This is a genomic window from Patiriisocius sp. Uisw_047, assembly GCF_047730165.1.
GTDB lineage: Bacteria > Bacteroidota > Bacteroidia > Flavobacteriales > Flavobacteriaceae > Patiriisocius.
In genome coordinates this window covers 1,491,917-1,516,964 of sequence record NZ_CP159834.1, presented here as the reverse complement: position 1 = coordinate 1,516,964, position 25,048 = coordinate 1,491,917, and the positions used below count along the sequence as shown (strand labels likewise).

Genomic DNA, 25,048 nt, shown 5'->3' with positions numbered 1-25,048 from the left:
AATAAAATGTATATTTATATTTTGTAGATTTAGACGCCAGTCTTTAAGCTGTTGGCAATGAAAATTAGCAATCGGTAAAATATAAAAAAGGACAATGCAATACAAAGCAGCAACCGTAGATGAATACATCGTGCAACTCCCTGAAGAACGTCAGGTGCTTGTAAAAAAACTACGCAAACTGGCTAATGACAAATTGCGCAAAGGCTTTGAAGAAACCACATATTATAATATGCCTGCGTCGGCGCTACCACATGCTACCTATCCTGACGGCTACTATTATGATCCTATCATCCCTTTGCAATTTTTAAACATTGCTTTGCAGAATAACTTTATGGCGGTGTATCGCACTGGCTGTTATGCAGGTGTAGCACTGATAGAATGGTTTAAAAATGAATATCCTAAACACATAAAAACCAAAATCGATATAGGGAAAAGCTGTATTCGATTTAAGAAGATGAAGACGATTCCTTATGAGCCCCTTGGCCAGTTTTTCTCAAAAGTAACCGTTGCAGCGTGGATCGCGCGATATAAAAGCGTGATTAAAAAGCAGTGATCTATCCCCTCGCCCATTTTATAAAACTTCCAGAACTTCGATTGCCTTCGGAAATACTGCACATTGAACCCTTTGGGCTTTCTGAAGCTGCACTTGATGATGCTATCGCTGTGTTGCTGCCTAATATTATATTGGGCAAACAAGGAGAATTCCTTTTTTCTGAAACGATAAAAGCCGCAACAAACTTTACATTGCTTGCAGCAAACATTCAAGTGAATGACGAGAAACGAACCATTGGTGAACTTGATTACATAGTAAAGAATTGCAGCACCCATGAGGTTTTCCATATAGAATTAGCGTGCAAATTTTACCTCTTAAAAGAAGATGAGCACGCAACTTTAGAAGGCCAATGGATAGGACCCAACCTTAAAGACACGTTGCTTGACAAGCTACAGAAATTTTCTAAAAGTCAGTTTCCTTTACTCCGGCATCCTGCTGCAAAAGCTATCTTATCGAGTCTTGGTATTTCAGAAACTATACTGCAGCGTTATTGCGTGAAGGCGATGCTCTTTGTTCCTGAAACTTTTAGTGAACAACTGCCCCGACACTATCAAAACTGTGTGAAAGGAATCTGGATCAAACATAGAGATCTTACCTTAAAACCAAAAGCAACCTACGCCATCCCGTCCAAAAGAGAATGGCTCTTAGCTCCTGAAAAAATAAGCACTTGGTATTCAAGTGATCACATTTCAGAAACAATAAGAGAACAGATAGTACTGAAAAAATCGCCTTTGATTTATGAAAACCTGGAGGGTTGTATCACTGTATTCTTTGTTGTTTGGTGGGAATAATTTCATCTAACTTCAGAAAGCCTAACATAATCCATTATAAAATTAGCGCAATACGTAAAAACCTATACAATAGGGATTTTATTAAGATTGTAATTTTCTAACGTCTCTTAAATTCCACTCGAAACAAAACAACTTGAGCTTACTTGCCATCATTTACAATCGGCTAGATGAATATTGACGTTAAAACAAAAGCTATTTCTGTACCAGAGGTAAGAATCGCTATGAAAGAGGAAGGAATCCAAGTTCTGGTAATCGATGTAGATATTGCGGGTTAGGATAAAGAAGGGTTATCGATCGCTGTTGAAGCTGAAGTAAGTGTCACAGCGTAAGAATCAAAAATACAGGAAGTCATTATTGATTAGCCTTTACTTATAAACTCCAAGTTCTTTTTAAAGTTCTTGGAGTTTTTTTACGCTCTATTTTGACTGAAATTTTCTTGATCTATTTTTTAATCACCGTCATTTCAGATGTTGTGCCGTGTGTGTCAAATAGGTAGATAAGACTTGCCATCGCAGCACCGCCTAGCTCTAGTTCACGTTTGTTAACCGCATCAAAAGTATCATTTGCAGCGTGATGATGATCAAAATAACGTTGTGAATCAGGTCTCAAGCCAGCGAGTACCATCCCCTCTTCTTTAAGTGGACCGATATCTGCGCCACTACCGCCTCTTTCAAAATAATGAATTAAATAAGGCTTGAACAATGGTTTCCAGCTTTCCACTTGCTTGAAGTTCTCTTCATCCAGATCAAATGAAAACCCTCTAGGTGTAAATCCACCTGCGTCGCTTTCTAAAGCAAATACGTGGGTCTCCTTCTTGAGTCGCGCCTCTTCTGCATATTTTTTTCCGCCACGAAGTCCGTTTTCTTCATTCATAAAAAGCACCACGCGGATGCTGTGTTTTGGTTTATACCCAATTTCTTTAAAGAGACGAAGCACTTCCATTGATTGCACGACCCCTGCTCCATCATCATGAGAACCGTCCCCTAGATCCCAAGAATCCAGATGACCACCCACGACCATGTATCTATCAGGGAATTGGCTTCCTGTAATTTCGCCAATCACATTATGGCTTAGTACATCATCAAATGTTCTACAGTTCTGTTTAAAGTAAAAATAAAGGGAGGGAAGTATTTTTAAGGCACTACTCAGATAATCTGCACCGTTTGTACTAATCGCACAAGCGGGAATCCTTTGATCTGCTGGCGTGTCTCCATAAGACATAGCGCCTGTATGTGGGAGGTCATCTGCACGGAGATTCATAGAACGAACAACGACAGCAACCGCTCCATATTTTACTGCTTCCATCGCTCCTGCGTATCGCTGGTCTACACAACCACCATAGGCCGCAAATGTATTTATAAGGTCTGCTTGCATAGGGCGATTATAGAAAACAATCTTACCCTCTATTTTTTCTTTTCCTAAAGTAGCTAATTGATCTAGGCTCGTTACTTCTATCACCTGTGCTTTGATCCCTGATGGAGGTGTTGCGATAGAACCGCCTAAAGCACAAATATCTGTTGTTGATGTCTGTCCCGGCCCCGTTTCTATAAAAGCATACTCCTTCTGACCACGTGTCCATTTTGGAACCATAACCGGCTGTAACCATACTTTATCTAAGCCTAAGATCTCTAGTTCTTCTTGGGTATATACTACCGCTTTTTCTGCATTGAGCGAGCCCGAAAGTCGGCCGCCTATTTCATTAGATAAATGAGCCAACCAGTCATAGCTCTTACCATTAAGTAGGGCAGTGTTATAAATAGATTTAATAAGAGTAGAATCTTTCTTGAAGCTTGTTTGTGCTTGAAGTAAGCCGGCAACAAAAACAAACATGAGGGTAATAATCTTTCTTTTCATACCCGAAAAATACAAAACTTAGCGACTATGTGCTAAATCGTGTTTGTTTTTCTTAGGTCTTTTTCTGAGAGTGTTGTTGTTTGGGTTTTTTGAGGTGGATCTGGCAAAGGCTTTGTGCAGACCATTGTGAGGGTTTAATTATGTGCGCGTGTAAGCAAACGTTTTTTCTTCAGCTTGCTTTTTATTCCTGTTCCTTAAAATTAAAATACTTAATATCGCTCCTAACATGAACCCAAAAATAGATATCGTCCGAAATTCAATAACTGTAAATAAAAAATAGACATCTGTAAAGGGTTTCTTTTTTTGCTCTCAATAGAACCTTTCTTTACTAGTTTCGAAATGTTTTTTAGTTTGTTCAATATTTTTTCTCTAAAACTTGGTAACCTTTACGTGCATTGCTAGTTACGTGGATAAACAAATACGAACCGGAGAAAATCCCAAAAGAGTTTTTAATAGCTCGCTTTATTAAATAAAAAAAGTGGTCAAACTTATAAGATAATTTAATGCGGGCGGGTCGGTATAGTAATACCCTACTCTTCCTCTAATCGCGCAATAAACTCGTGAATACGCGCTTTGGTTTTGTCGTCGAGCTCCGGCTCTTTAATGTCTGCATACTGTTGTAATTCTTGCAACATGATACTTGCTACAATCAAACGTGCCGCAGGCTTATCGTCGCTTGGGATCACATACCAAGGCGCATGAGGTTTTGAAGTTCTATTTAAGACATCTTCATAACAGGTCATATAGTCTGCCCACAAGTCTCTTTCATCTAAATCTCCTGCGGAGAATTTCCAGTTTTTATTCGGTTTATGTAACCTTCTCAACTGGCGGTTTTTCTGTTCGTCTTTAGAGAGGCTCAAGAAAAATTTAAAAATGATCGTACCGTTCTCTGAGATTGTTTTTTCAAAGTTGTTAATTTGCTCAAAACGTTTGTCCCAGAACGATTGGTCAACATCTGTAACCGATGTCACGTCTGGAAGATTTTCGCCCAAAATATAATTAGGATGTACGCGCGTCACTAAGACGTTTTCGTAATGAGTTCTATTAAACACGCCAAACTTACCTCTAGCCGGCAGGGCAATATAATGACGCCATAAAAAGTCGTGTTTTTTTTCTAAATCTGTAGGTACTTTAAAGCTATGAACCACAACCCCACGGGCATTAAAATCTTTAAAAACTTCGCGAATCAAGCTGTCTTTTCCAGCGGCATCCATCCCTTGTAAACACACTAACACAGCGTACTTTCCGTGCGCATACAAGGTATCCTGCAGTTTCCCTAGACGTTCTCGTGTATCTTCAAGCTCTGCTTCTATCGCCTTTTTGTCTGCCTGAAAATCAACTTTTGTCATGGCACCTTTTATAGAAATAGGCCCCTCAACTTTATATTCTGAAATGTTCACCTTTTTCATACCTTCTTATTTTGTTGCAAATAGTTTTACGTCCTTTTCGCTCACTTCGCTACCGCCCAAAATGATAAGGCGTTCTATTACATTACGCAGTTCTCTAATGTTTCCTGTCCAGTCATATTCTTGCAACAACTTAACTGCCTTATCTGTAAAATTCTTTTTTGCAGTACCGTGTTCCTCTGCAATGCGACTGGTGAAATGAGCAATCAGCATAGGAATATCTTCTCTTCGCTCATTAAGTGATGGCACTTTTATGAGTATCACGGCAAGACGATGGTATAAATCTTCTCTAAAATTTCCTGCTGCGATTTCCTTTTTTAAATCTTTATTTGTAGCAGCAACCACGCGCACATCTACTTTAATGTCCCTATCACTCCCTACGCGTTGCACCTTATTTTCTTGCAGCGCACGCAATACTTTAGCTTGTGCAGAAAGGCTCATGTCGCCTATTTCATCTAAGAAAATAGTACCCCCATTAGCCGCTTCAAATTTTCCTGCTCTATCTTTATTTGCCGAAGTAAATGCACCTTTTACGTGACCAAAAAGTTCGCTCTCGATTAATTCACTCGGGATTGCCGCACAGTTCACCTCAATCATAGGTCCTTTAGAACGGTCACTTTTTTGATGAATCCAGTGCGCTACTAGTTCTTTTCCAGTACCATTAGGGCCTGTGATAAAAACTCTGGCTTCTGTTTCGGCCACCTTTTCTATCATTTCTTTTATTTGAGTAATGGCCGGCGAATCACCAATCATCTCATACTTCTTGCCTACTTTCTTTTTTAAGCGCGTATTCTCAACCACAAGCTCATTTCGGTCCAACGCATTACGCACTGTGTTAAGCAATCTGTTAAGATCTGGTGGTTTTGAAATATAATCAAAAGCACCTAGGCGCATTGTATGTACCGCCGTATCTAAATCGCCGTGACCAGAGATCATCACCATAGGTGTTTCTGGCTTTATTTTCTTAACCGCCTCTAGCACCTCAACGCCGTCCATCTTGGGCATTTTTATATCACAAAGCACGAGGTCGTAATCTTCCTTTCTTATGAGTTCGATACCCACTAGGCCATCCTCGGCTTCTGTAACTTCGTACGTGTTGTTTTCTTCTGAAAGAATTTTTACGAGTACGCGTCTAATGGCAGCTTCGTCTTCTATAATAAGTATTTTTGGCATTTTTATAGTTTAAATTTCACGCCAGTTCTTGCGTAAATATTATTTGTATCGTTAATTGTATAGATATCGTTTGCGTCTTTGTCTCTTATACGGATATCGTTGATTATCGTCCAGCCCCCATAAACATAGAACAAGAGATGCTTTGTAAAACAATATTCATAGCCTAAACCAGATAAGGCCGTGGTCATAGATATATTTTCTCCTACGCGCACCGTAGCGTCATTAGGGTCATTTTGGAATGCGATATCTCCCCGGATGTTCGCAAAAAAACCATCTAATGTCACGAAGACATTTACTGCTTGCTTATCATTAAAGCGGTATTTCACATTTGATTTTGGCACTCCAACGGCGTACGACCACTTAGGGGCAAACTCACGGTAATAGTTAATAATAGGTAAAGGGAATGGTCTTCCAGCGGTGGTGCTATAAGATAAACCTAAAATTAAACGCCAAGGCCTAGCACCCATGTTTGATTCATCAAGATCTGTTTTATCTTTTATCAAGAAGGCCGCCCCTTCAAAAATAAAATCTTCGCGTTCAAGATCTCCAGAAAAATTTGAAGCTGCTATTACTCCACCTTGAAAGACATAACGCCAATCATTCTTCATCTTATCTGTATATCCCAAACTCAAAGTAAGGGATTGGTACCGTTCTAGATTTAAATCTGAAAATGGAAGTTCATCTCCCAGTTTTAAGTTTACATTACGATAGCCAATACCGGGAACTAGATAACCATCTTCGTTTAATTCTATAGGGACATTAATAAAAGTTCTTACTCTTCTAAAAGAGTTGTCAGATTTTCCTTGCGGGAAATAAGTAAACTCTAATCGCGCGAGGTCTGTAACTTGCGATTGCATTGTATTCACGAAAAGGCCTATTAATACTGCAAGTAGAAAAAAGTTTTTCATGTGGGGCAATTAGATTTTTAATTAATCAATCGCTAAGTTATCTGAATCTGAACCACTTTTAGTTACACTTGTGTTAAATAAATGAACATCTCGCTGTGGGAATGGGATCGTAACATTATTCTCTCTGAATAAGCGATCTATCCTAAAACGAATCGCACTTTTTATTTTTGGATCTGTAAAACTGTCATTAAGGAAAAAAAGTACTGAAAAATCAAGACTAGAATCACCAAAATTTTCAAAAAGGACAAAAGGCTTCGGACTTTTTAAAATACCTGGCTGATTGACTAAGCTCTCTAACAACAACCTCTCTACGAGCTCAATATCACTACCATACGCAACACCAACACTTACAAACTCTCTCGTGGTTCTTCTGTTTTGCGTATAATTGTAGATGATTTCTGTGATAAATTTATGATTAGGAATGATGATGATCTTATCATCTCTGGTAATGGCACGAGTCGTTCTTAACTTAATCTCTATAACTCGACCTACTTTCCCGTCAGTCTCAATAATATCACCCACAAGTAAAGATTTATCTACAATGATAAAAATACCGCCTATGACGTCTTGAAACAACTCTTGTAATGCGAGTCCTAAACCTATAAATAACGCGGCAGATGCAGCTAGAAAAGGAGTGATGTTTACACCCGCAAAACTCAATGTTGCAAAAACAACAATGATATAAGTTATGTATTTGATAAACTTAAAAACGCTGACAAACTTCTGCTTGTCCGTTTCATCCATTTTACGGGTATACAATTTACGCACCCACTTAAGAATAAAGCTTGCAAAGAAAAACGATAGGACTATAAGAATAAAAAGCCCTATGGTTAGATTAATTTGAGTTTCACCCTGACCAAAAGTCCATCCTATTTCTAAGAAATCCTTTATCGCAGTCCAGATGTTCTCTCTAACTACTTCTTCTATTTTGTCTACTACTTTGTCTTGCACCTATTTTAATACTTTAACCATTTGAGCAGTTCTTTATAACTGGCTTTCTTTCCATACATTAATATACCCACGCGGTAAATTTTTGCGGCGAACCAAACTGTGCCTATAAATGTAGCAAATAAAATGACTACAGAGAGTACTTGTTGCCAAATAGGTACACCAAAAGGAATTCGCATTAGCATTACTACAGGAGATGTAAAAGGAATAAAGGAGAAAACCTGTGAGACCGTGCCGTGAGGATTATCCATCACCGTAAAGATCCCCACGTAAACGGCCAGAATAAGTGGCAACAAAATAGGCAACATAAATTGTTGTGTGTCTGTTTCACTATCTACAGCAGCACCAATTGCAGCATATAAAGATGCGTATAACAAGTAACCGCCTATAAAGAACAACAAAAACATAATCACTAGATTCAAGAGTGGTAAGTTATTTGCCTCGATCATAAATTGAGTTATTCCGTTTTCTAAACCACCTTCGCCTGCTGCTTGCATTAATGCTTGTTGCTGTGGTGTTTGCATCTCATTCATATCAATACCAAAAATCAAAGGCACCACCATCATCAACACCCCCATTAATATGGTCCACATTAAAAACTGGGTAACTCCAGCTAGAGACGTTCCAATAATTTTACCAAGAAGTAATTTAATTGGCTTTACAGAAGAGATGATAATCTCTATAATCCTACTGGTCTTTTCTTCGATTACGCTTCGCATTATCATATTTCCGTAGATAATAATAAACATGAATAATAAATAACCTGCGAGACCACCAAAACCTAATTTAAGTACATACCCTAACTCTGATGTTTCTTTACCCTTATAGGTTTCTTGATGTGTTTTTATGCGAATGCGCATTTCTTGAATACGCGCAGCATCAATCCCAGCCTCTTTAAGCTTTAGAACGTTTGCCTCCGTTTCTAGCACATCTTCTATCTCATCCATCACACTCAATGATGGAGAATCTTCAGAATAAAATGTAATCTGCTCTGCCACCTCATCAATGCTGTTTGCCTTCGGAATATATAATAAACCGTAGCGCTCTTGCTCTTCAGATTGCTTTTTTAAGTCTTCTAATGATTGCCCAGTTACGTATACATAGGTGGTATTATCTGTGTCCTCAAACTGGTTGCTGAAATATCCACTCTCATCAAGAATCGAAATTTCTCTTGAAGTGCTTTTATTTAAACTTGCAAGATATGCTACTAGCGAAAATATACCGACAAAAATAAGTGGCGTTAAAAACGTCATGATGACAAAAGACTTATTACGCACCTTAGTCAAATACTCTCTCTTTATAATTAATGATAGATGATTCATAATGCTAGCGATTTAATTGTTTTTATTCACTGTTTCGATGAAGATGTCATTTGCAGACGGGATCACTTCATTAAAATGAGTGATTTGCCCTAAGGTCGCTATATACTGTAAAAGTTCATTAGAAGAAGTGTCTGGCGTAATCTTGATGCGATATTTAAGGTCTTCATTGATGCTCTTAAACGTAGCTGCCTCCACACTAAATCTTTCACTTAATAGTCCCGAAGCTTGCTGAGGGTTTGTCGGTATTAGCCCTACATCAAAAGTATTATTCTGGTAGGCACGCTTGATATCTATCAGTTTACCATCAAGAATTTTTTTAGACCTATTTATCAGTGCAATATGGTCACACATTTCTTCTACAGATTCCATACGGTGGGTAGAAAAAATTACCGTGGCACCATCATCTCTTAATTTTAAGATTTCATCCTTAATTAAATTAGCGTTAATAGGATCAAAACCACTGAAAGGTTCATCAAATATAAGGAGTTTAGGTTCGTGCAAGACGGTCACCACAAACTGAATTTTTTGCGCCATCCCTTTAGAGAGCTCTTGTATTTTTTTATTCCACCAGTCTCCTATTTCTAGTCTTTCAAACCAGTATTTAAGCTTAGCTTTCGCTTCGGTTTTTGAGAGGCCTTTTAATTGCGCTAAATAAAGCACTTGCTCCCCTACCTTCATAGATTTATACAAACCTCTTTCTTCTGGTAAATAGCCTATATTCTGGATATGGTTTTGATGCAAAGGTTCGCCATCAAGAAATACCTTTCCTTGATCTGGCATTGTAATTTGATTAATGATTCTTATCAAGGTTGTCTTTCCTGCACCATTAGGCCCTAACAAACCGAATATACTTCCCTTTGGGACCTCAATACTTACATCGTCGAGCGCCTTAAATTCGCCAAAATTTTTAGAAATATTCTGGGCAACTAAAAGTTTATTCATATTGATTTTAATTTGGTTGAAATAGTTTAGAAAAAGTAAAAGAACACGATTTATAATGGGTTAGTACCCCATAAGCCTTAAGTGTTACATAAAAGAGGATTAAAGATATCCTATATAAACGCAAAACCCACCTTTTAATTTACATTAAAAGGTGGGAAAAAAAATTGCTATGAAAAAGAAAAATTATCGCTTATTACTAAACGATAGTCAAATATAACAAAATATTTGAGAATTAACGTTTTTTTAAGAAAACATGTCTTTTACTTTTTCAAAAAACGATTTGTCCTCAGATTCTGGCTTCGGTTGGAAGTGCTCATCTTCGGTCATTTTTTCAAAAAATTCTTTTTGCTCCTTAGACAAAGTCTTTGGTGTCCAGACATTTACATGCACAAGTAAATCTCCTGTCCCATATCCATTGATACTAGGAATCCCTTTACTGCGAAGTCGTAATATTTTTCCGCTTTGCACTCCCGGATCTACCTTTATACGGACTTTTCCAGTTACGGTGTCTATTTCTTTAGAACTTCCGAGTGCTGCATCGCTAAAACTAACGTACAAATCATAATGTAAATTATCACCTTCTCTTGATAAGCTATCGTGAGGTAATTCTTCTATAGCAACTAAAAGATCTCCTGCGATACCATTACCCGGAGCGTCATTTCCTTTACCAGTAACTTTAAGCTGCATCCCATCTACAACACCTGCTGGTATTTTTATAGAAACAGTCTCATCTGTAGAGAGCATTCCATTTGCATCTGCATTTGCCGGCTTGTTAGCAATCATTTGACCAGAACCACCACACGTAGTACAAGGAGCAGAAGTTTGCATCCTACCTAATATAGTGTTTTGGATTCTTGTTACTTGCCCAGCACCATTACAAGTGCTACACGTATTGTATGTAGTTCCCGAGGCAACTTTTTTACGCTTTACCTTGATTTTCTTTTCTACGCCGTTGGCAATTTCTTCTAGTGTAAGTTTAAGACGTACTCTTAGGTTGCTTCCTTTTAACGTACGACGACCACCGCCACCACCAAAACCACCGAAGCCACCAAAACCGCCTCCGCCGCCTCCGCCAAAGATGTCTCCGAACTGGCTAAAGATATCGTCCATATTCATACCTGCACCACCACCGCCGCCAAAGCCACCGCCACCTTCAAAGGCTTGATGCCCATACTGGTCGTAACGTGCTTTTTTGTTTGGGTCGCTCAGTACCTCATAGGCTTCTGCAGCCTTCTTAAATTTTTCTTCTGCCGAAGCGTCACCTGGATTTTTATCTGGGTGATGTTCAATCGCTTTTTTGCGATATGCTTTTTTAATTTCGGCAGCAGTTGCTCCTTTAGAGATGCCTAATAGATCGTAAAAATCGTCTTTCATTTTGTATGTTTAGATTAGGATTGCCCTATCACTACTTTTGGATAACGAATTATCTTATCACCCAGTTTATATCCTTTCTCAATGACATCAATGATTTTACCTTTCATATCATCTGAAGGCGCAGGTATTTGTGTAATTGCTTCGTGCAAATCAGCATTAAATACATCTCCAACGCTAGTCTCACTGAGCTCTAATCCCTTTTGTGTTACTGCCTCTTTTAGCTTGTTACTAATAAGCTGCATTCCCTGTACGTGAACATCATCACTCTCTTCGGTAAATCCTTTTAAAGCGCGTTCAAAATCATCAAGTACTGGTAATAAGGATACCATGATATCTTTTCCAGCTGTTTTAAAAAGTTCAATACGTTCTTTCGTCGTACGCTTCTTATAGTTTTCAAACTCAGCAAAAAGCCTTAAATAGCGTTCTTTTTCACCTAGCAACTTTCCTTCTAGAGCCTCAATTGGATCTCTTTCTTCTAGTACCTCTATTTCGTTTTCTTCGCTTGGTTCGTTGTTTGATGTTTCCGAAGTTATCTCTGGGTTGTTCTCCACGATATCTTCTACAACCTCATCTTTTAAATCTTTATTACTCATAGTTAAATGTGTGTCAAATATTTTTATTGGAGATTGCAAAAGTACTGCCAATTGTCGATTATTTGCCAAAATGTCACCTAATAATTTTAATACAGCTTTAAGACTAATCGCGTCTTAACTCTAGTGTTTTGTAGTCAAACCATTAAAGAATTAAATAAAAAATTCATTACATCAAGTGCTATTTCAGCTTTATTAATCGCTGGAATAAGTTCTTGTAAGCAGAAGCCGAAAAAGAAGTTGCTACCGCAGAGGCAATGGCGGTAGATTACAAAGTAGACACTACAAAATCTATGGTGAGCCGATTAGGAAAAAACCAACGGAATCATATATGGGCATGCTCTCACTATCTGAAGGTTTTGTTTCTGTAATGGATAAAGATATACAAGCGGGAACTTTCGTGATAGATATGAAGCCTATCGTATCTACAGATACTGAAGGGCGCATGAAAGACAATCTAGAAGCACATCTCAAAGGTACTGTTGAAGGCAAAGAAGGTGACTTTTTTAATGTGAACAAATACCCAAATGGTGCATTTAGCATTACTAAAGTGGCAGGCGAAGACCGAAAAGTTATAGTAAGCGGTAATCTTACACTACTGGATAAAACAAATAATACAAGGTTCCCTTCAACGGTTTCTTTTCCTGGAGATTCAATGTTCTTAAAAAGTAAACCAATTATGATTGACCGCATACAATGGGGAATCAACTATGGGTAGAAAAATATTTTTGATGACTTGGGAGATAAGTTCATTAATGATGAAATAGAACTTACCGTAGAGTTACACGCGAAGAAATAGGTGGCAGCAAAAAGATTAAAAAGAAGGACAACTAGATTAGTTGTCCTTCTTTTTTGATATTAGTTGAACCAAAGCGCTCTCTATATTTGAATGCTTAAAAATAAAATTTGTCTTCTGCAGTTTTGCCGGACTTACCAGCTGCCCCTCTAAGGCTAAAGTTGCCATCTCACCGAGCGCAAGCTTTAAGGCAAATCCAGGAACGTTTGGCAACCATATATTGCTACCGTAGTGATGTGCAATTTTCTTAGTCAGTGTTTCATTCTTAACTGGAGTAGGCGCTACGGCGTTATAAACTCCATCAAGGCGATTCGCTAAAATATATTCATAAATACCCACGATGTCTTGTAAGTGAATCCAAGAGACGTATTGATTACCAGATCCTATTGCCGCACCAACACCCATTTTGATTGGTTTTTCCATTTTTGGATACGCGCCCTCCTTTTCATCAAGCACTACTCCAGTGCGCACTTTTGCAACATCAATACCTAGGCTAGAAAAAGTATCTGCCGCGGTTTCCCAGGCCTTGACAACGTTACCTAAAAAGTCATCTGCCACTTCTGGAGATTCTTCTGTATACAGTTTAGATTGAGACGGAGGATAAATACTAATACCACTAGCAGAAATAAAGTGAGTCACGTTATTCTCTGTAGCTTGCAAAGCATCAAATATCACTTGAGCCGTATTCGTTCTGCTATCTAAGATCTCTTTTTTATATGCCGTTGTCCATCGTTTTGCAACGGTCGCACCAGCAAGATGAACGATGGCAGTAACATTTTTAAAAGCATCAAGGTCGATCTCATTTTCTTTGGGGTTCCAAAAAAAACCTTTATTGTTTTTTTCTTTAATTATGGCGCTTTTTCTTGTTGTCAAATAATGCACATCGATTCCTCGAGACAGTAAAGCTTGCGTAAGCGACTTACCTATTAGGCCCGTTGCTCCTGTTATCAACACAGTCATTTTGTTTTTTGACTAAAATTACATAATTATGTACTCCTAGCCACAAAATTAACGGGAGTTTAGCAACTAAATCGTATTTCTTGCAGCAGTGGAAGCTGGAAGATGTGAGATTGGCGATTGGCGATTGGCGTTAAAAAATATGAAGCATCCTCACAATTTTAACGAACTAGGGTAAAATATAAAACTTAAAATATATTGAAGCTAATTACATTACACTTTTGTAGCTCGCAACATTTCACGTTTTCTTGGAGGGCCAGGCAAACGTTCTACCGCAAAACCTACCGTTTCCATAGCGCGTCTCGCACTTCCTTTTGCAGCATAAGTTACAAGCACACCGCCTATTTTTAGAGCATTATACATGATCAAAAAAATAGCTTCACCCCATAATTCTGGTTGCACCCTTGCCCCAAATGCATCATAGTAAATAAGATGAAAGGCATCTTTATCTACAATCTGATCAAAGAGCTGTTGTCTTTTGCAAAGGTGGAAATATTCTGATATTGAAACCTCTTCCTCCCAAGTAGCCTGGTGCATTGCGTCAAATAGATGTTGCGGAGTTTTGAGCATTTCGGCATAATTAATAGCCTTAATTTCTTCTTCTGAAAGCGGGTATGCTTCCACCCCTGTGTAATTAACTACAACCTTTTTATTCTCTGCTTCAAGTACTGTTAAATAAGCATTAAGCCCTGTCCCAAAACCTATTTCCAACACTGATAACGAATCTCCAACATCACTTTTATCTATTATATGATGAAGCCCCATACCAATATAAACGTGTTGCGCTTCTACAACGGCACCGTGTTTAGAATGATATTGCTCATCCCAGTCAGGTAAGTATATACTCACAGAGCCATCTCCCGTTTTTATAATTGTTCTTTTCAAAATGTGCGTTATTCTCTGTGCAAGAGCACACCGTTAGATACTACAGAAAGGGTGCGCTTTGGTTCGGTAATACCCATTACTTCTTCAATTTTTTTGCCCGCATCTTCTGCATAATGACGTTGGTCGTCTATACTCATTTCTTCTACAAAAGCAAGCCCTTCTACTATAACAGCAGCGCCAGCAATATCTTTGGGCATAAAGAAACCGTAGTCTTTAAATTTTACCATTGCCTCGTCTTCGCCCATGTCTAATAGCATCCAGCACCCTTTACTTGCGCAAACTTCTTTTACGCCTGTCGTAAACTTCACTGGCACTGTGTCACCTGGTTTTAGATTTGAAAACTTCTCGATCATAGCTTCTTTTGTCATTGCTTTATCTTCTGTAATCTCATCTCCAAAAGACTCGTAATTCATTGCGATTTCTTGATCTTCTGTTTCCGCAGTTTCTTTTTTCGTAGTTGTCTCGCAAGAAAAAGTAAATGTAGCAAGCGCGATTAGTGAAAAAATATTTTTCATTGTTTGTTGATTTTTTATTATTAAAACGACCTATAATATACGGCAAATTTATTAAATTCAGATCATTCTATGAAGCTGAAAAAATGACTATTTTTGCAATCTATAAAAAAACTTAATATGATTACTCAAGAAAACTCAAACTTAATAATTAAAGAAATAGATACATCTAGAATTGGCGCGGTTGACTTTGACAACCTAACCTTCGGAAGTGATTTTTCTGATCATATGTTTGAGTGTGATTATAAAAATGGAAAATGGCAAGAGCCAACCATTAAACCTTATGGCCTTTTGACGATATCTCCAGCTGCCAAGGTATTTCATTATGGTCAGGCCGTGTTTGAAGGAATGAAAGCGTATAAAGATGATAACGGTGATGTCTTTCTTTTTAGACCAGAAAAAAACTTTGAGCGCATCAATAAGTCTTCAAAAAGAATGGCGATTCCAGAATTTCCTGAAGATTACTTTTTTGATGCATTACATGCTTTATTAAACCTTGACAAAGAATGGATACGCCCAGGAAATGGCAACTCGTTATACCTTAGACCATTTGTAATGGCGACTCAAGTAGGGGTTTCTGCATCACCCGCTGATAAATACAAGTTTATGATTCTTATGTCTCCTGTACAATCTTATTACTCTGGTGACGTAAAGGTAATTATCGCACAAGAGTATAGCCGTTCTGCTAATGGAGGTGTAGGTGCTGCAAAAGCGGCAGGAAACTACGGAGCTCAATTTTACCCTACAAACCTAGCAAAAGAACAAGGCTATGATCAAGTAATTTGGACAGACGCAAACGAGCATAAATACTTAGAAGAAGCAGGCACGATGAATGTTTTTTTTAGAATTAACGATACTTTAATCACGGCACCTATCAGCGATCGTATTTTAGATGGTGTAACTCGCAATAGCGTATTAGCGCTTGCAGAACGCGCAGGCATTAAGACAGACGTACGTAAACTCTCGGTAGACGAGCTTGTAACGGCAGCATCAGATGGTTCGCTTAAAGAGATTTTTGGCAGTGGTACTGCCGCAGTAATAAGTCCAGTAAGTGCTTTTTGTTATAACGAGAAAGACTACACATTAATAAAACCAGCAGACTCATATGCAACTCGATTTAAAAAAGAACTTATGGATATCCAGTACAATCGTGCTGAAGATTCTTTTGGCTGGAGAATAGCGGTTAAGTAGATAATCGTAGTAAATAAATATACTACAAAACTAAAAATCCCGATGAAGCAATGCTCTATCGGGATTTTTTTTAGCCTGTACCTTTATCGTGTATCGTGATTCCCTTTTTGTATCGGGTCTTGTTTTAATAGGTCTCTTTTCTTTCTATTTATTTTCCACTACCTAGTCCTACTTCTTTAAAATTTGGGCGATATTAGGCTTAAAGTAGTTTGGGCCTTTTAAGACCTTACCATCTTCACGATATATAGGTTTACCATCTGCTCCTAGCTTGCTCATATTACTTCTTTGAATCTCATTAAAGACCTCTTCAATCTTGTGTTGCAGCCCGTGTTCTATGATAGTACCGCATAATATATAAAGCATATCTCCTAGCGCATCTGCCACCTCCACCAAGTCATTATTAGTGGCAGCTTCCATGTACTCTTCGTTTTCTTCACGCATTAATTCATGGCGTAATTGGTTTTTTTTCACACCTAAATCTGCTTGTGGCGCATCTTTAATTCCTAATCCAAAAGCGGTATGAAACTCGTGAACGGCGGCTATTTTATTTTTCATATTTCTTCTCCGCTCCAGATGCGGCTTTAAAAAATTAGTATTCTATTTTTACAAAGCTAAATTTATAATACTAAATAGCTACACTACTTCAGAAATTTTAATGACTTGGTATTTGAAGATTAAAATAAATACTTGTGAAGGCAATGGTATTTCTATTGTATTTTTGCATCTATAAAGCGACATAATTATGTTTAGTACTGGTCAGTGGGTTTTTTCTATATTTTTTGTAATTGCATTTGTGATTACTATGATAATTAGCTACAGAAAAGATTTAAAACTTCATAAAAAATATTACAAACGCAGTTACCGCATCTTAATAGGCTTTCTTGTCTTTGTTGGTTTGCTAGTAGCAATTAAATATGCTTTAAAACAATAAGGCAATCCACATCAAATATGGTGATTTTTCCTTTTCTGCAAATAGTATATCCAGTATTAAGCATTGTGTTATATTCACCCACATTATAAATTCTCTTTAGCTTCTCCTATAAATGTTTAAGCAAAAAACAATTGATTGTGGCGTAAAAGCTATTACTGGATGCATCACGCGTTCAAGCTATAGCTAGACAGAGGCTATTAACACGATCCACTCCCCTATTACACCACCCCTATTTTTTTAAAAATTATACTTATTTTAATTAAATATAATTTCTATTCGTGGTTGTCCAATTAGGACCCCACTACTTTGATAATACAAGCCATCTGTATTGCAAAAAAAGCCCACAACATCTTAAGACATTATGGGCTTTTAGCTTCCTAAAATTTAATCATACTACTTTAGGTTGCCGTAGTTTTTAGCATAATCAAGCATTTGAGACTCAAAACTCTTTGGCTGTTCAACATTGAAACCTGTAATATTTCTATCAGCATCCATCTTAGGAACAAGCATAGGATTTACAAAACCACTATAAGGTGGAGATTTAAATTTGCTATTGCGATCTAATACCTCTTTATGTAATTTCTGGTCTACTTTTACTCCATAGTCTTCCACAAGGTTTTTACCAGCCTCATAATCTCCTTCAGAAGTAATACGTTGTGTTTCCTTTAATAACTCACCAAAGATTGCTCTTAGCTTGACGTAATCCTTAATGTCGTAATAAGTCTTTCCATCACGTGTTACTTTTTCAATCACACCCTCTTCTAGACCACGTTCATATGACCAAGCACTTACCCATTGGCGGTTTACCATATGTGCCTCTTCTACATCATCACCTAATTCTAAACGTACTAATTGCCCTATCATACCATTACGTATATAACCATCGTAAGCGGCAGTTCCAGTTTTCTTCCAGTCTTCTACAAGACCTAATTCCTGAAGTTTTGGATCCATTAGGTAATACAGACCAAACAAATCTGCACGTCCCTCCTCAATAGTAGACTTATAACGCTTCAAAGTTTCTTTAGGAGTACCTACACCTTCGTTAATCTGCCCACTAGCGTGACCAACAACCTCGTGCAAGGCGGTGTGCAACTTATCTGCTAACCCTCCATATTCTTTTTCTAATACAATCTCTTCTTCATCGTGCGCAAACTCTGCAAGACGACCACTACCCCCTGCATTACTATATGCATTTATGATATTACCTAAAGAAACAGACTTACTTCCGTGTGTTTGTCTAATCCAATTGTTATTAGGTAAGTTAACACCAATAGGGGTACTAGGAGAAGCATCTCCTGCCTCACCAGCCACAATTACTGTTTTATAACTAACTCCTTTAACTTCTTTCTTTTTATGTTCTGCCATCAATGGAGAATTATCCTCAAACCACTGTGCGTCTTTGCTTAATGCAGCCATCTTCTTAGACATATCAAAATCCTTGATTTGCACAACAGTCTCATAAGACCCCTTGTATCCTTTTGGGTCGTTATACACCTCGATAAAACCGTTAATCCAGTCAATGTTTCCCTCTGTACTGGTCGCCCAAGAAATACAATAGTCATCCCAAGTATCTAAACTTCCAGATTTATAATAGTCAATTAAAAGACCTAATGTTACTCCTTGCTTTTCGTTTTCAGCAACACCTTGTGCTTTCTCTAGCCACATAATTATCTTGTCTATAGCTTCACCATAAAGACCTCCACTTTTATAAACTTCTTCAACAAGTTTCCCGTCTATTTTTACCAATCGAGTATTAAGACCAATCTCGATAGGCTCTTTTGAGTCTACTTTAATGGCATCGTAGTATTTTTCCACATCTGCCGTTGTTACGTCTGGCCCATAAAAGTTAATAGCACTCTCTTTTACGATATCTGCATCCTTGCTTAAGTTAACTTTTTTAGCATCTTTATCATTAAAGATCACATCAAGCGCTTCTCCTTCCAGCGTTGTAACGGTTTCTTTCAAAAGCATCGTTAAATACTCTTTGCTAAAACCTGGCTTCAACTTCGCATTGCTATAATGGTGATGGATTCCGTTTGAAAACCAAACACGTTTTAAATATGTCTCAAAGTTACTCCAGTCATCACCGCTCTTATCTCCAGCATAGGTAGTATATACATTTTCTAATGCGTGACGTATTGCTAAGTTATGACGATAATTCTGTGCCCACATAATATCACGCCCTTCCATTCCTGCCTGCGTTAGGTAATACACTAATTTTTGCTCTTTTAAAGTTAAATCTTCAAATCCAGGAATCTGATATCGCAATACTTTAATATCTGCAAACTGAGCCACCTGATAGTCAAACTCATCTACCACTAAAGCTGTATCTGCATCTTCCGCCATCGTTTTATTCTTATCTTCATCACAAGATGTAAAGAGGAATCCTGTGAACGCCAAAGCCGCTAAAAATTTGTATTTCATGATTATTGTTGTTTTTGTTTGAAACAAATGTACAAAAATAGTCGCGGTAATAATCGCCAGCCTTTACAACGACTAATCTTATTAATTTCTTCGCAAATATTTATGTATTGAGCACCTATTCTGTTGCATGATAAAATTTGTATCTTTAGACCAACAAACTAATTCATCCCAAAATATGAAATTATTAAAATACCTATTCTTCCTCATCCTTATAGTTGTGATAGGCGGCGCCACCTACTTTGGGACACAAGATGGAAGTTACGCTGTTGCCGAGTCTAAACTAATGAATGCGCCAGCTTCCTTAATATTCACGAACGTAAATGATTTTAAAAACTGGCAAACTTGGGGGCCTTGGATGGCCAAAGATCCAGACATTAAGATCACGTATGCTGAAAAAACTTCTGGCGAAGGAGGATCATATTCTTGGACTAGTGATGATATGGAAGTGGGCGACGGTAGTATGACCACCATAAAAGTAGTACCCAACAAAAAAATAGAACAGACCATAACATTCAACACCCCAATAGGTGAATCTAAAAGCGACGTAAGCTGGAATTTTGAATCTACAGAAAATCCTGCAAAAACGAAGGTAACCGGGAAGATGAAAGGCGAGCAATCCTTATTAGAAAAAGTATTTATGGCATTTTCCGATGATGATCTAGAAGCAGGAATTAGCGCGATGTTTCAAAAAGGGTTAGCGAGTTTAGATACTGTAGTGGCAAAAGAAATGCAAGTCTACAGCATCAATACAGATGGAATCTCAGAATACGGTGGTGGCTACTATATGTACAATACTACAGCTGCGAAAATAGAAGAAGTGGGATTAAAGATGGGACCATTGATGGGGCAAGTAATGAGCTTTATGCAACAACAAAATATACAGATGGCAGGAGCCCCCTTTACTATATACAACATAGTGAATACAACAGAAAATAGTGTAATATTTTCCGCGGCAATCCCTGTAAAAGAAAAAATAAATACGCCAGCGGGCAGCCCTGTATTAAACTCATATATGGCACCAGTAACGGCAGTAAAGCTGACACTAAAAGGAGACTATAAAAATTTACCTGAAACCTATATGCAAGGACAACAGTACCTAATAGAAAATGGATACAAGCCACACCTAAGCGCAAAAATGTTTGAGGTGTATCTAACAAATCTAGAAGAAGTACCTAACCCAGCTGCATGGATTACAGAAGTGTACATCCCTATCATTAAACCAGTTGCTCCTGCAATCTTTTAAATGAAATCACTACTTCTTGTTTTTCTTGGAGGAGGAATAGGTAGCGCTTTACGGTATCTCGTTTCGCGTACTTTAAACAGCGCACCACCAGGATTTCCTTATGGCACTTTTATTGTAAATATAATAGGGAGTCTTATTATAGGGATTATTCTCGGGTTTGCGCTTAAGCACCATTCACCTTCAAGTAACACAGCGCTTTTTATTGCCACAGGAATCTGTGGAGGTTTTACTACATTTTCTGCTTTTTCTTATGAAAACGTGATGTTCCTTAAGGCTGGAGATTACCAGACATTTATCATATATACATTGGGCAGCATTTTGCTGGGACTTGCAGCTGTTTTTACAGGAATCTGGATTGCCAAAATATGCTAATGCTCGGCATAATCTTTTACGCCTGCTTCAATTCTTACATCTAAGTCATTTTCTTTTGGCGGAATAGGACATGAATAACCGCTGTTGTATGCGCAATACGGATTATACGCTTTATTAAAATCTAGAAGTATAATATCTCCCTCCGGAATATATGCATCTAAAAAACGGCCACCGCCATAACTACCATCTCCACTTGTCCAATCTGTAAAAGGTAAAAACAAATAGTCCTTCAATTCTGGATCGTCATAAGGAGTAGTGTTTTTATATAAATTCAACTTTAGGGTATGACCGTCAACACTAAAATGTGCCTCCCCATATTTTACATATTCTGGCTTCCTATCTGTTGTAGTTGGCATTAAGAAAGGTGTCTCATTGGGAGTTCTAACAAATCTTGCTTCTACTCGATACTTTAAATCAACAGGATAAAAATCTAGGTGTTCAAAATCTGCAAAATCTTTTTCTGTTAAGATGGTAGTTTCGGTAGTCGCAAATTTCTTGTTTTCTTTTGCACGATAGGCTTCTATTTCGATAATCAACTCGGCAGGAGTTTGAGCAAACAACATATTTCCGAAGCAAAAACATAGGACAAAAAGGAATCTCATAATATCATATTTTAGCGAAAGATACTTCATTAACCTTTCAGAAAAAAACAGAAAAGAAACCGTTAATCAGAGAAATATAGTAGTTTTGAGATGGATTTAAAACACATTTTGAACAAGAACATTACCATATCTAGGTATACAAACCGCATACAGACCAAGTATTTTGGGGCGTTCTGGGTATTGTGATCATCATATAAGATAATTCAATTACAAAGCGTCCCGTTTCATAACGGGACGCTCTATTTTCAAATGATACCCGAATGCTCGGGCAGTAAACATGAAAAAATTAGTAAACACATACACCAGTAACTTTAAAGGGCTATCAAAGGAGATCTGGCTGCTTTCATTTGTTACTTTTATTAACCGTGCAGGCGCTATGGTGTTACCTTTTTTATCCCTATACCTTGTAAATGATCAAGGGTATACCCTGCCAGAAGTTGGAATTATTATGACCTGTTATGGGGTAGGCTCCTTTTTAGGAACACTCTCTGGCGGAAGGCTCACAGACACCATAGGGTTTTATAAAGTGATTGTAGCAAGCCTATTTTTAGGCGGGATTGGTTTTATATTATTTCAGTTTATAAGTGGGTATTTAATGACTGCCATAGGAATGTTTCTTCTTATTTTTATTGCAGATTCTTACCGCCCTGCCGTTTTTGTCGCGATTGACGTTTATAGTAAGCCTGAAAACAAAACTAGAAGTATTGCATTATTAAGATTAGCCATAAATCTGGGATTCTCAATAGGCCCTTTACTAGGTGGACTTATCATTGCGCATATTAATTACAGCTCGTTGTTCTGGATTGACGGCTTGACATGTATGATAGCCGGGATTGGCTTATTTATTTTATTAAAACCGAAAGCTGTTTCTAAAGACACGGTCAAAGCACCAGATATTGTTGAGGGGCGCTCCCCTTATAGAAATCCATATTACCTATTACTATTTGTCATAATGGTGTTGAGCAGCATCACGTTTGTCCAATACTTTAGTGTAATGCCACTTTATTGGGAGGCAGATTATCTATTAACACCAGACTTAATAGGATGGCTCATGTTTACAAACGGTGCGATCATTGTTGTTTTTGAAATGCCGCTAGTAGCTTGGTTAGAAAAAATTAATATATCTAAAACGATGGCTGTTTTTTGGGGTGGCGCATTTCTAGGCGTAAGCTTCCTTGTGGTAAACCTTACCTCAGGAATCTGGATTCTTGTTGCAGGGATGGTACTCATGACTATAGGTGAGATGATCGCATCGCCTTTTGCAAGTGCGCTTGCCTTAGAAATGGCACCAAACGGTAGAAAAGGCAGCTATATGGCCTTGTTTTCTATGAGCTTTTCAATCTCACATATGGTTGGCCATAACGGCGGGATGAATCTAGCTAATACTTATGGCTTTGATACAACATGGTATATTATGTTCGCATTTATGATTTTCGTTTCTGGATTGACCCTATGGTTATACTATGTGCTAAAAAAATCAACTAAATTTGATACTCATTAAAAGTCTTCTCAGAACTAGATAAAACGTGCTACAATGCAGGTCTTCTTATTATGGATGGCGTTTTTAACACTGAACTTACAGCACCTTTTGATATTTTTCAACACACCATCTTTAGAGATAGCATAAAGGCAATGAATGTATTTACCTTAGCAAACACCGAAAACGCGGCACATACTTTTGAAGGAATGCGAATTCTACCAGACTATGATTATGTTACCGACAACTTACCAACGATTGACATATTAGTTGTGCCAAGTGCAGAGCATCATCTAGACTCAGATCTTGAAGACACTGTGATGCTAGACTTCATCCCTAAGGTTGATAAAGAAGCGCTATTTATTACTTCTGCTGGAGGAGCTAAAAGTTTTGAAGCTGCGCTATATCTTACCGAGTGTTTATACGGCAAGAAAATAGCCCAATCCTTGGCGGACGGCCTTGTTATAGACTGGAACCTTGAAGAAGTCCCACATAGTATTATTGAGTAATAACTTATTCTCGCAAGTCTTTGCGAGACTCCTTAACGCGAATTTTTTTCATACGCTTAGAGACTAGCACCGCGTCTAAAAAAGAAAGTAATAATGCAGATTCTAGAGACAAGACAAATAAACAAATCGAATTCCAGTATCACTAGGGGAGGCAAGTCCCGTATTTCATAGTACCAAGGTAATATCAGTAATAATTAAGAATTGTGATTATAGTTTTCAAGAGGTATCTGTTTGATAATTTAGAGATACACCACAGGTATGTTGTACTTTAACTTTTTATAGGTCTTTTTATGACATTATTGGCAACTACATCAGAGAGTACAATTTGCGTTTTTGTTTCTCCGTAGGATATTAATTGATCAATAAATTTTTCGAGATGTTTTTGATCTACCAACACCACTTCCATTACTATATTTTCATTTCCCGTAATCCTGTAACAATTTAAAACCTCATCATAAGTTTTTACTATTTCTAAAAAAGGCTTGAGCCTCCCCATAAAAGCGCGCAAGGTTATAATTGCCTTAAACTGAAACCCTAGTTTTAACGGCGATAATTCTGCTTTGTACCCACTAATAAAACCCGCGTCTTCCATTTTTCGTATGCGCTCAGCTACAGCAGGAGATGTAATCCCCACTTGTCTCCCTATATAGGTATTAGTGCTCCTGGCATTCTCTTGTAAATGCTTTAATATTCTCCAATTAATGACGTCTATATTCATTTTAAAGTATTTTTAAAATAATCTTTAATATCTAAAGCTAAAATACAACTTTACTATACTATTTAAAAATATTCTTCTGTGATTCTCACTAAATTTGGGATATATCTACAAAAGGATTGCCCTAAAAATTTGAATACCAATATTCCATATAATTTTTCTTCTCCGCTGTATAATAAAGCCTTAGATATTTTTGCGATTTCTCGCAATATATCAAACTACATGATGGATGACCTAAACGCCTTATGCATTCACGGAAAAGAAGATTCAAATATCTACTTCACTGGAGACATTGTACAACAATCTGTTTCTTTAGCTCCTGGTATACTAAAAGCAGAACACCAAGTTTTCTCTGAAGACAAACATCGTTACGCAGCTTCTGTGCGTAATCTCACAAATTTATTAGACAAAAACTGCGATCGTTTAGAACGCTGTAATTCTAATGGTAAAGAGTTTATCAAGGTCCTAAGAATAGAACTCAAAAAATTTAAGAAACTACAACGCAATTGGTTGTTGACTTTGTAAAAGACATAGACCAAAAAAAAAGCTACTTGAAAATCAAGTAGCTTTTTT

At 37.6% G+C, this 25,048-nt stretch carries 24 protein-coding genes and 1 pseudogene; 9 read left to right on the top strand and 16 right to left on the bottom strand.

The features are described 5' to 3' along the window. The first annotated feature begins 94 nt into the window (after positions 1–94). Entirely contained in the window at positions 95–553 is a 459-nt protein-coding gene (locus ABXT71_RS06810) for a DUF1801 domain-containing protein (protein ID WP_415370589.1), read from the top strand. Continuing rightward, a complete protein-coding gene (locus ABXT71_RS06805; protein ID WP_415370588.1) occupies positions 550–1,344 on the top strand; it encodes a DUF1853 family protein in 795 nt (264 codons plus the stop codon). The genes ABXT71_RS06810 and ABXT71_RS06805 overlap by 4 nt, the downstream gene beginning before the upstream one ends. A 441-nt stretch (positions 1,345–1,785) precedes the next feature. Here the strand turns inward: ABXT71_RS06805 and ABXT71_RS06800 are convergent, their stop codons facing one another. The 9 genes from ABXT71_RS06800 to ABXT71_RS06760 form a co-directional block, all read right to left on the bottom strand. Next, positions 1,786–3,198: a M20/M25/M40 family metallo-hydrolase gene (locus tag ABXT71_RS06800; protein WP_415370587.1), complete on the bottom strand. Its 1,413-nt coding sequence runs from the start codon at positions 3,196–3,198 to the stop codon at positions 1,786–1,788. Between the two features lie 530 nt (positions 3,199–3,728). After that, positions 3,729–4,607, bottom strand: coding sequence for a polyphosphate kinase 2 family protein (locus tag ABXT71_RS06795; protein ID WP_415370586.1), 879 nt, complete (start codon positions 4,605–4,607; stop codon positions 3,729–3,731). A gap of 6 nt (positions 4,608–4,613) precedes the next feature. Further along, the gene (locus ABXT71_RS06790; RefSeq protein ID WP_415370585.1) at positions 4,614–5,777 is read right to left on the bottom strand and encodes a sigma-54-dependent transcriptional regulator; all 1,164 of its coding nucleotides are present in this window, start codon (positions 5,775–5,777) and stop codon (positions 4,614–4,616) included. Positions 5,778–5,779: 2 nt separating this feature from the next. After that, a complete protein-coding gene (locus tag ABXT71_RS06785; RefSeq protein WP_415370584.1) occupies positions 5,780–6,685 on the bottom strand; it encodes a DUF6268 family outer membrane beta-barrel protein in 906 nt (301 codons plus the stop codon). A 21-nt stretch (positions 6,686–6,706) separates the two neighbouring features. Beyond that, positions 6,707–7,636: a mechanosensitive ion channel family protein gene (locus ABXT71_RS06780; RefSeq protein ID WP_415370583.1), complete on the bottom strand. Its 930-nt coding sequence runs from the start codon at positions 7,634–7,636 to the stop codon at positions 6,707–6,709. 5 nt (positions 7,637–7,641) lie between these two features. Further along, on the bottom strand, positions 7,642–8,955 hold the full coding sequence (locus tag ABXT71_RS06775) for an ABC transporter permease (protein WP_415370582.1): 1,314 nt from the start codon (positions 8,953–8,955) through the stop codon (positions 7,642–7,644). 12 nt (positions 8,956–8,967) lie between these two features. Next, entirely contained in the window at positions 8,968–9,897 is a 930-nt protein-coding gene (locus ABXT71_RS06770) for an ABC transporter ATP-binding protein (protein WP_415370581.1), read from the bottom strand. A 243-nt stretch (positions 9,898–10,140) separates the two neighbouring features. Continuing rightward, positions 10,141–11,271 (bottom strand): molecular chaperone DnaJ, encoded by a 1,131-nt coding sequence (gene dnaJ, locus ABXT71_RS06765; RefSeq protein WP_415370580.1) that lies wholly within the window; start codon positions 11,269–11,271, stop codon positions 10,141–10,143. A 14-nt stretch (positions 11,272–11,285) separates the two neighbouring features. Then, entirely contained in the window at positions 11,286–11,864 is a 579-nt protein-coding gene (locus ABXT71_RS06760) for a nucleotide exchange factor GrpE (protein ID WP_415370579.1), read from the bottom strand. Positions 11,865–12,192: 328 nt separating this feature from the next. Here ABXT71_RS06760 and ABXT71_RS06755 point away from each other — a divergent pair, with 328 nt between their 5' ends. After that, positions 12,193–12,579 (top strand): YceI family protein, encoded by a 387-nt coding sequence (locus tag ABXT71_RS06755; protein WP_415370578.1) that lies wholly within the window; start codon positions 12,193–12,195, stop codon positions 12,577–12,579. Between the two features lie 117 nt (positions 12,580–12,696). Here ABXT71_RS06755 and ABXT71_RS06750 read toward each other — a convergent pair whose 3' ends face one another. The 3 genes from ABXT71_RS06750 to ABXT71_RS06740 form a co-directional block, all read right to left on the bottom strand. After that, complete coding sequence (locus ABXT71_RS06750) at positions 12,697–13,617, bottom strand: TIGR01777 family oxidoreductase (RefSeq protein ID WP_415370577.1); 921 nt, start codon at positions 13,615–13,617, stop codon at positions 12,697–12,699. A gap of 210 nt (positions 13,618–13,827) precedes the next feature. Next, positions 13,828–14,499, bottom strand: coding sequence for a tRNA (5-methylaminomethyl-2-thiouridine)(34)-methyltransferase MnmD (mnmD, locus tag ABXT71_RS06745; RefSeq protein ID WP_415370576.1), 672 nt, complete (start codon positions 14,497–14,499; stop codon positions 13,828–13,830). Between the two features lie 8 nt (positions 14,500–14,507). Further along, a complete protein-coding gene (locus ABXT71_RS06740; RefSeq protein ID WP_415370575.1) occupies positions 14,508–15,014 on the bottom strand; it encodes a DUF4920 domain-containing protein in 507 nt (168 codons plus the stop codon). A 117-nt stretch (positions 15,015–15,131) separates the two neighbouring features. Here ABXT71_RS06740 and ABXT71_RS06735 point away from each other — a divergent pair, with 117 nt between their 5' ends. Further along, positions 15,132–16,202 carry a branched-chain amino acid aminotransferase gene (locus ABXT71_RS06735; protein ID WP_415370574.1) on the top strand — a complete coding sequence of 357 codons (1,071 nt, stop codon included), beginning with the start codon at positions 15,132–15,134 and terminating at the stop codon, positions 16,200–16,202. A gap of 168 nt (positions 16,203–16,370) precedes the next feature. Here ABXT71_RS06735 and ABXT71_RS06730 read toward each other — a convergent pair whose 3' ends face one another. Both ABXT71_RS06730 and ABXT71_RS06725 read right to left on the bottom strand, forming a co-directional pair. After that, positions 16,371–16,757 carry a hypothetical protein gene (locus ABXT71_RS06730; RefSeq protein WP_415370573.1) on the bottom strand — a complete coding sequence of 129 codons (387 nt, stop codon included), beginning with the start codon at positions 16,755–16,757 and terminating at the stop codon, positions 16,371–16,373. Positions 16,758–17,526: 769 nt separating this feature from the next. Next, complete coding sequence (locus tag ABXT71_RS06725) at positions 17,527–19,557, bottom strand: dipeptidyl-peptidase 3 family protein (RefSeq protein ID WP_415370572.1); 2,031 nt, start codon at positions 19,555–19,557, stop codon at positions 17,527–17,529. Between the two features lie 175 nt (positions 19,558–19,732). Between ABXT71_RS06725 and ABXT71_RS06720 the strand changes: the two genes are divergently transcribed. Beyond that, positions 19,733–20,800: an SRPBCC family protein gene (locus ABXT71_RS06720; RefSeq protein WP_415370571.1), complete on the top strand. Its 1,068-nt coding sequence runs from the start codon at positions 19,733–19,735 to the stop codon at positions 20,798–20,800. Beyond that, on the top strand, positions 20,801–21,172 hold the full coding sequence (gene crcB, locus ABXT71_RS06715) for a fluoride efflux transporter CrcB (protein WP_415370570.1): 372 nt from the start codon (positions 20,801–20,803) through the stop codon (positions 21,170–21,172). Here crcB and ABXT71_RS06710 read toward each other — a convergent pair. Then, the gene (locus tag ABXT71_RS06710) at positions 21,169–21,774 is read right to left on the bottom strand and encodes a DUF1684 domain-containing protein (RefSeq protein WP_415370569.1); all 606 of its coding nucleotides are present in this window, start codon (positions 21,772–21,774) and stop codon (positions 21,169–21,171) included. The two genes, crcB and ABXT71_RS06710, sit on opposite strands and share 4 nt — an antisense overlap. A gap of 277 nt (positions 21,775–22,051) precedes the next feature. Here ABXT71_RS06710 and ABXT71_RS06705 point away from each other — a divergent pair, with 277 nt between their 5' ends. Both ABXT71_RS06705 and ABXT71_RS06700 read left to right on the top strand, forming a co-directional pair. Further along, a complete protein-coding gene (locus ABXT71_RS06705) occupies positions 22,052–23,275 on the top strand; it encodes an MFS transporter (protein WP_415370568.1) in 1,224 nt (407 codons plus the stop codon). Next, positions 23,275–23,760 (top strand): annotated as a pseudogene (locus ABXT71_RS06700) (glutamine amidotransferase); the annotation flags it as partial. The gene ABXT71_RS06705 and the pseudogene ABXT71_RS06700, both read left to right, overlap by 1 nt. Positions 23,761–24,028: 268 nt before the next feature. On the opposite strand, the gene ABXT71_RS06695 reads toward ABXT71_RS06700, so the two are convergent. Beyond that, a complete protein-coding gene (locus tag ABXT71_RS06695; RefSeq protein ID WP_415370567.1) occupies positions 24,029–24,478 on the bottom strand; it encodes an Lrp/AsnC family transcriptional regulator in 450 nt (149 codons plus the stop codon). A 129-nt stretch (positions 24,479–24,607) separates the two neighbouring features. Between ABXT71_RS06695 and ABXT71_RS06690 the strand changes: the two genes are divergently transcribed. Further along, positions 24,608–25,000 (top strand): hypothetical protein, encoded by a 393-nt coding sequence (locus ABXT71_RS06690; protein ID WP_415370566.1) that lies wholly within the window; start codon positions 24,608–24,610, stop codon positions 24,998–25,000. The last annotated feature ends 48 nt before the right edge of the window (positions 25,001–25,048 follow it).

What these genes read in the sequence shown, in the direction of transcription:
- ABXT71_RS06810 (WP_415370589.1), top strand. Translation starts at nt 95, where the DNA reads ATGCAATACAAAGCAGCAACCGTAGATGAATACATCGTGCAACTCCCT.
- ABXT71_RS06800 (WP_415370587.1), bottom strand. Translation starts at nt 3,198, where the DNA reads ATGAAAAGAAAGATTATTACCCTCATGTTTGTTTTTGTTGCCGGCTTA.
- ABXT71_RS06795 (WP_415370586.1), bottom strand. Translation starts at nt 4,607, where the DNA reads ATGAAAAAGGTGAACATTTCAGAATATAAAGTTGAGGGGCCTATTTCT.
- ABXT71_RS06790 (WP_415370585.1), bottom strand. Translation starts at nt 5,777, where the DNA reads ATGCCAAAAATACTTATTATAGAAGACGAAGCTGCCATTAGACGCGTA.
- ABXT71_RS06785 (WP_415370584.1), bottom strand. Translation starts at nt 6,685, where the DNA reads ATGAAAAACTTTTTTCTACTTGCAGTATTAATAGGCCTTTTCGTGAAT.
- ABXT71_RS06775 (WP_415370582.1), bottom strand. Translation starts at nt 8,955, where the DNA reads ATGAATCATCTATCATTAATTATAAAGAGAGAGTATTTGACTAAGGTG.
- ABXT71_RS06770 (WP_415370581.1), bottom strand. Translation starts at nt 9,897, where the DNA reads ATGAATAAACTTTTAGTTGCCCAGAATATTTCTAAAAATTTTGGCGAA.
- dnaJ (WP_415370580.1), bottom strand. Translation starts at nt 11,271, where the DNA reads ATGAAAGACGATTTTTACGATCTATTAGGCATCTCTAAAGGAGCAACT.
- ABXT71_RS06760 (WP_415370579.1), bottom strand. Translation starts at nt 11,864, where the DNA reads ATGAGTAATAAAGATTTAAAAGATGAGGTTGTAGAAGATATCGTGGAG.
- ABXT71_RS06755 (WP_415370578.1), top strand. Translation starts at nt 12,193, where the DNA reads ATGGGCATGCTCTCACTATCTGAAGGTTTTGTTTCTGTAATGGATAAA.
- ABXT71_RS06750 (WP_415370577.1), bottom strand. Translation starts at nt 13,617, where the DNA reads ATGACTGTGTTGATAACAGGAGCAACGGGCCTAATAGGTAAGTCGCTT.
- ABXT71_RS06740 (WP_415370575.1), bottom strand. Translation starts at nt 15,014, where the DNA reads ATGAAAAATATTTTTTCACTAATCGCGCTTGCTACATTTACTTTTTCT.
- ABXT71_RS06735 (WP_415370574.1), top strand. Translation starts at nt 15,132, where the DNA reads ATGATTACTCAAGAAAACTCAAACTTAATAATTAAAGAAATAGATACA.
- ABXT71_RS06730 (WP_415370573.1), bottom strand. Translation starts at nt 16,757, where the DNA reads ATGAAAAATAAAATAGCCGCCGTTCACGAGTTTCATACCGCTTTTGGA.
- ABXT71_RS06725 (WP_415370572.1), bottom strand. Translation starts at nt 19,557, where the DNA reads ATGAAATACAAATTTTTAGCGGCTTTGGCGTTCACAGGATTCCTCTTT.
- ABXT71_RS06720 (WP_415370571.1), top strand. Translation starts at nt 19,733, where the DNA reads ATGAAATTATTAAAATACCTATTCTTCCTCATCCTTATAGTTGTGATA.
- crcB (WP_415370570.1), top strand. Translation starts at nt 20,801, where the DNA reads ATGAAATCACTACTTCTTGTTTTTCTTGGAGGAGGAATAGGTAGCGCT.
- ABXT71_RS06710 (WP_415370569.1), bottom strand. Translation starts at nt 21,774, where the DNA reads ATGAGATTCCTTTTTGTCCTATGTTTTTGCTTCGGAAATATGTTGTTT.
- ABXT71_RS06705 (WP_415370568.1), top strand. Translation starts at nt 22,052, where the DNA reads ATGAAAAAATTAGTAAACACATACACCAGTAACTTTAAAGGGCTATCA.
- ABXT71_RS06695 (WP_415370567.1), bottom strand. Translation starts at nt 24,478, where the DNA reads ATGAATATAGACGTCATTAATTGGAGAATATTAAAGCATTTACAAGAG.